Source organism: Psychrobacter sp. (assembly GCF_035469765.1).
GTDB lineage: Bacteria > Pseudomonadota > Gammaproteobacteria > Pseudomonadales > Moraxellaceae > Psychrobacter.
This window is the reverse complement of the sequence record NZ_DATIRM010000358.1, coordinates 1-4,352: the sequence shown is the minus strand read 5'-3', so window position 1 is coordinate 4,352 and position 4,352 is coordinate 1. Positions and strand designations below refer to the sequence as shown.

Genomic DNA, 4,352 nt, shown 5'->3' with positions numbered 1-4,352 from the left:
TGCGTCTATAATAGACGACCTTAGCTTTATGCAACCAGACAGGATGTGTCATGAGACATTTTTATTTAGACTTCATCTTCACAGCTATCGCATTGATGATAGCTGCATGGTGGGGATATTCACATGGCGGTATGGGCGGCTTAATAACCACTCTTTCTATTACTGCTATTTTGGCCGTCATGGAGATTTCATTATCATTTGATAATGCGGTGGTCAACGCCTCAGTTCTTAAAGGCTGGGACGAATTTTGGAAAAAGATATTTTTAACTGTTGGTATTTTAATCGCTGTATTCGGTATGCGATTGGTCTTCCCTATTGTCATCGTCGCGGTTACTGCTGACCTTGGTATGATGCAAGTTATAGATTTGGCATTGAACAATCCTGAAGAATACTCGGCCAGATTAATGGCACATCATGCTGAAATTTCCGCATTTGGTGGTATTTTCTTACTATTGGTCTTCTTAAACTTTGTTTTTGATGAAAAAGAAGTACATTGGTTTAATTGGTTAGAGAGCCGTTTAGCGAAACTAGGCAAAGTCGATGCCATGAGCGTATTTGTAGCGCTTATTGTCTTGATGATTTCAGTATCTTGGGCTCCCGCTGAACAAGCTTCTGCCGTATTGATTGCAGGTGTTTGGGGTATCTTGGTTTATCTGGGTGTGCAAGTTATTTCTGGTATGCTTGAAGGTGATCTTGAAGAAGAACTAGACGCTCAAGGTAATAGTACTGGTGCTGCAACTAGCGCTATTATGAAAGGTGGTATCATCGGTTTCTTATACTTAGAAGTCCTTGATGCTTCATTCAGTTTCGATGGTGTGATTGGCGCATTTGCGATTACCAATGACGTTATCGTCATCATGTTAGGTCTTGCGATTGGTGCGATGTTCGTACGTTCTATGACTATCTTCTTGGTCGATAAAGGTACGCTTGATGAATTTATCTATCTTGAACATGGGGCGCATTATGCCATCGGCGCACTTGCCGTTATCATGTTATTGTCTGTGAAATTTCATGTACCTGAGCTGATTACTGGTCTTATCGGTATCGCCTTTATTGGTTTTGCGTTATGGGCGTCACTTAAATATCGCAAAGCTGAAAAGGCAGGTCTGAACTAAGATGTATCGTTCGTATTGTTCTTTCTGTATCTAGTTATATATTTAGGCAGGTCATATCATCAGGTATGACCTGTTTTTTTACACCTTGGTTAAGGTGATACTTACAAACTTATTGTTTATTGATAAATATGCTATGAATGCTTCACTGCAAATCATGCAGTGCTGGAAACGCGCGTACCTGTTTATCAAAATATAATTTTTCCATCACTATTGCCCTTTATTCAGTTAAAATCTTCATCTTCCAACAATACAATAAAAACAAGACTTCATGATCGATATGCAACAGGTTCTTGATAATATTGCCGCAGAGATGGCACGTGAAACTGATCGTGGAAAAATGGCGAATTACATCCCGCAACTGGCCCATGTAAATCCAAACCAGTTTGGTATAGTCAAATAATTTACTTTTTCATAACAATACCTTAACCATTATTGCTAAGCTGATTGAAAAGTATCAAAGATACAGACTTATTATGCCCCTTGGTAAGCATATAGTAAGCACACAAAATACACCTTGCTTAGTGGGCAAACGCTTAGTATAGTAAAACGTAATGATATGCAGGGTATGGCATACAGGTCGATTTATTCACCTTTTGCGCTCAGATAATATTCACTGCACTATTTTTAGTTTATTTTATAAAACCAAATCCACTTAATTATTAATCCAAAGGATATTTGTATGGCTATTAGCTTAACAAAAGGCGGCAACGTAAACTTATCAAAAGAAGCACCAGGCTTAACCAATATTACTATTGGTCTAGGCTGGGATCCACGTGCAACTGATGGTCAAGAATTTGACCTAGATGCAATTGGCTTTTTGGTCAATGAAGCAGGTAAAGTCCGTAATGACCAAGACTTTATTTTCTTTAACAACCTAAAGTCAGACAATGGCGCGGTTGAGCACACTGGCGATAACCGTACCGGTGAAGGTGATGGCGATGACGAAAAAATCAAAATCAACCTTGCTAGTATCCCAGCTGATGTAAGCAAAGTAGCTATCTGTGCCATCATTTATGAAGGTCAGTCACGTAACCAAAACTTTGGTCAAGTGGGCGAGGCTTATATCCGTGTCATCAACGATAATGGCGACGCTGAAATCGCACGTTACGACCTATCGGAAGATGGCAGTACTGAAACAGCGATGATTTTTGGTGAATTATATCGTCACAGCGGCGATTGGAAATTCCGCGCTGTTGGTCAAGGCTTCAGCGGTGGTCTTGGACCATTAGCAGCTTCTTATGGGGTTAACGTGTAAGACTGGGCGCTAACAATATAAGTCCAAAAAGCCATCAAGTGTGCCTTACTATCACATTTGATGGCTTTAAAAGTAATGGGCGAGCGAAAGTTTATGACTAAGTCGACTTTTAAAGACATAGATATTTTAAGTCAATAAATTCTGTTAAATAAATTAAAGCACAACTAGAATTTAGACTACTAATCTTCAGCATACTGATATAAGGATTTGTACCCTATGGCCGCAACGTTTAGCTTAATTGGCACTATTGAACCATTTCTCCATTGCAACCTGAAAAAAGGCGACTCAATCTATTGTGAAGCCAACGCCATGGTGATGATGGAGTCAAATCTTGAGCTTAAAGGTAAGCTGCAAGGCGGTTTGATGCATTCACTGATGCGCCGTTTTGCTAATGACGAATCATTATTTCAGCAGCAGATTGAGGCAGTGAATGGTGAGGGTGATTGCTTACTCGCACCAACACTTGACGGTGATATGCAAATACTTGATGTCGGCGTGCAGCAATATACGCTTAGTGACGGCGCATTTGTCGCGGCACAGACGGGCGTAGACGTCAAAGCTAAGATTCAGCGTAACTTAGGTGGTGCCGTCTTTGGAGATACTGGCGGCTTTATGGTCATGCAAACCCAAGGCCAAGGTCAGGTAGTGGTATCGGGTTTTGGTTCACTGTTCGAGATTGATGTCGAACCTGGTAAAGATGTCATTATTGATAACGGTCATGTGGTCTGCTGGGACTCGCGTTTAGAATACAAACTGTCGGTCGCCACCAGTAAGAAAAAAGGCTTTATGGGCAATATCATCAATTCGGTCACCAGTGGCGAAGGTATGGTTTTAAACTTCTCAGGAACTGGCAAAGTCATTATCTGCTCACGCAATCGTGACAGCTACCAAGGTTGGCTACAAAGTATCTTGGGTACCAGCTCAGGTGGTCGCGGCGGCAATAGCGGCTTACTTGGCAATATTCTATAGCACTTTTTTAAATAACTATTATAAGGACAGTCACATGGCAGTTAGCTTACAAAAAGGTCAAAAAATATCCCTAAACAAAGAAGCAGGCGGCGAGCTTACCCAAGTAAAATTGGGTCTAGGCTGGGATATTTTCCAAGGGCAACAAGAGAAAAAAAGCGGCTTTTTAGGTAAATTATTCGGCGGTGGTAGCGGTGGCGATTCTATCGATTTAGATGCCTCATGCATTATGTTTGATGCCAATAAACAAGCCGTCGATGCGATTTGGTTCAGCCAGCTTAAATCAAAAGATGGCAGCATCGTCCATACTGGTGATAACCGTACTGGTGACGGCGATGGTGATGATGAAGTCATCAATGTGGATTTATCAAAAGTCCCAGCTAATGTGGTGTCATTGGTTTTTACCGTGAATAGCTTTACTGGTCAGACGTTTGAGACGGTAGAGAACGCCTTTTGCCGTATCGTCAATGCCAATAACAATACTGAAGTGGCGCGCTATAATCTGTCGTCACAAGGTACTCATACGGCAATGATTATGGCAAAAGTCTATCGCCATAATAATGAGTGGAAAATGCACGCCATCGGTGAAACAGCTTCTGGTCGTACCTTTCATGACTTAATGCCTGCTATCACCCCGCATGCTTAATAGCTGTAAGCGGGGGTTTTTAGAAGATATATTGTCTTATCCTGTATAAAAAACAGCCCATCTATTAATAGATGGGCTGTTTTTTTAAGTTCGTTAAATAATACCATTAAAGCTCTTATTTACTGCCACGTTTCCAGCTAAAGCCCCAATTAAAGGCTTTGTCCATCTCTTGATGTCCTTTAAAGTATTGGTTGATACGTTCAACGTTGATACTGCCTTGCTGATTGACCAGACGCGCAATAGCGCACATCGGTAAGTTACCTGTCCCTTCTGTCAAACGCGTTTCAATCGGCGGTTGGTCTGGCATATGAATCGTGACTACCCCATTGGTTTGCGCCCAGTTTGGTGCGCCTTCATAAATGAAAGCAAA

5 protein-coding genes and 1 pseudogene are annotated in these 4,352 nt (G+C 41.4%); 5 read left to right on the top strand and 1 reads right to left on the bottom strand.

Annotation, left to right across the window (positions count from 1 at the left end; genetic code table 11):
* The first annotated feature begins 50 nt into the window (after positions 1–50).
* The 5 genes from VLN09_RS09860 (at position 51) to VLN09_RS09840 (ending at position 3,982) form a co-directional block, all read left to right on the top strand.
* The gene (locus tag VLN09_RS09860) at positions 51–1,115 is read left to right on the top strand and encodes a DUF475 domain-containing protein (RefSeq protein WP_325246062.1); all 1,065 of its coding nucleotides are present in this window, start codon (positions 51–53) and stop codon (positions 1,113–1,115) included.
* 268 nt (positions 1,116–1,383) lie between these two features.
* Positions 1,384–1,515 (top strand): hypothetical protein, encoded by a 132-nt coding sequence (locus VLN09_RS09855; RefSeq protein WP_325246061.1) that lies wholly within the window; start codon positions 1,384–1,386, stop codon positions 1,513–1,515.
* Between the two features lie 279 nt (positions 1,516–1,794).
* Positions 1,795–2,370, top strand: a complete 576-nt coding sequence (locus VLN09_RS09850; RefSeq protein WP_325246060.1) for a TerD family protein — start codon at positions 1,795–1,797, stop codon at positions 2,368–2,370.
* Positions 2,371–2,586: 216 nt separating this feature from the next.
* Entirely contained in the window at positions 2,587–3,339 is a 753-nt protein-coding gene (locus tag VLN09_RS09845; RefSeq protein WP_325246059.1) for a TIGR00266 family protein, read from the top strand.
* Positions 3,340–3,373: 34 nt separating this feature from the next.
* The gene (locus VLN09_RS09840) at positions 3,374–3,982 is read left to right on the top strand and encodes a TerD family protein (RefSeq protein ID WP_325246058.1); all 609 of its coding nucleotides are present in this window, start codon (positions 3,374–3,376) and stop codon (positions 3,980–3,982) included.
* A gap of 115 nt (positions 3,983–4,097) precedes the next feature.
* Here VLN09_RS09840 and VLN09_RS09835 read toward each other — a convergent pair.
* Positions 4,098–4,352, bottom strand: a pseudogene (locus VLN09_RS09835) (tellurium resistance protein TerA); the annotation flags it as partial.

Excerpts from the sequence above, each read along its gene's own strand:
- VLN09_RS09840 (WP_325246058.1), top strand. The coding sequence starts at position 3,374 with ATGGCAGTTAGCTTACAAAAAGGTCAAAAAATATCCCTAAACAAAGAA.
- VLN09_RS09860 (WP_325246062.1), top strand. The coding sequence starts at position 51 with ATGAGACATTTTTATTTAGACTTCATCTTCACAGCTATCGCATTGATG.
- VLN09_RS09850 (WP_325246060.1), top strand. The coding sequence starts at position 1,795 with ATGGCTATTAGCTTAACAAAAGGCGGCAACGTAAACTTATCAAAAGAA.
- VLN09_RS09845 (WP_325246059.1), top strand. The coding sequence starts at position 2,587 with ATGGCCGCAACGTTTAGCTTAATTGGCACTATTGAACCATTTCTCCAT.
- VLN09_RS09855 (WP_325246061.1), top strand. The coding sequence starts at position 1,384 with ATGATCGATATGCAACAGGTTCTTGATAATATTGCCGCAGAGATGGCA.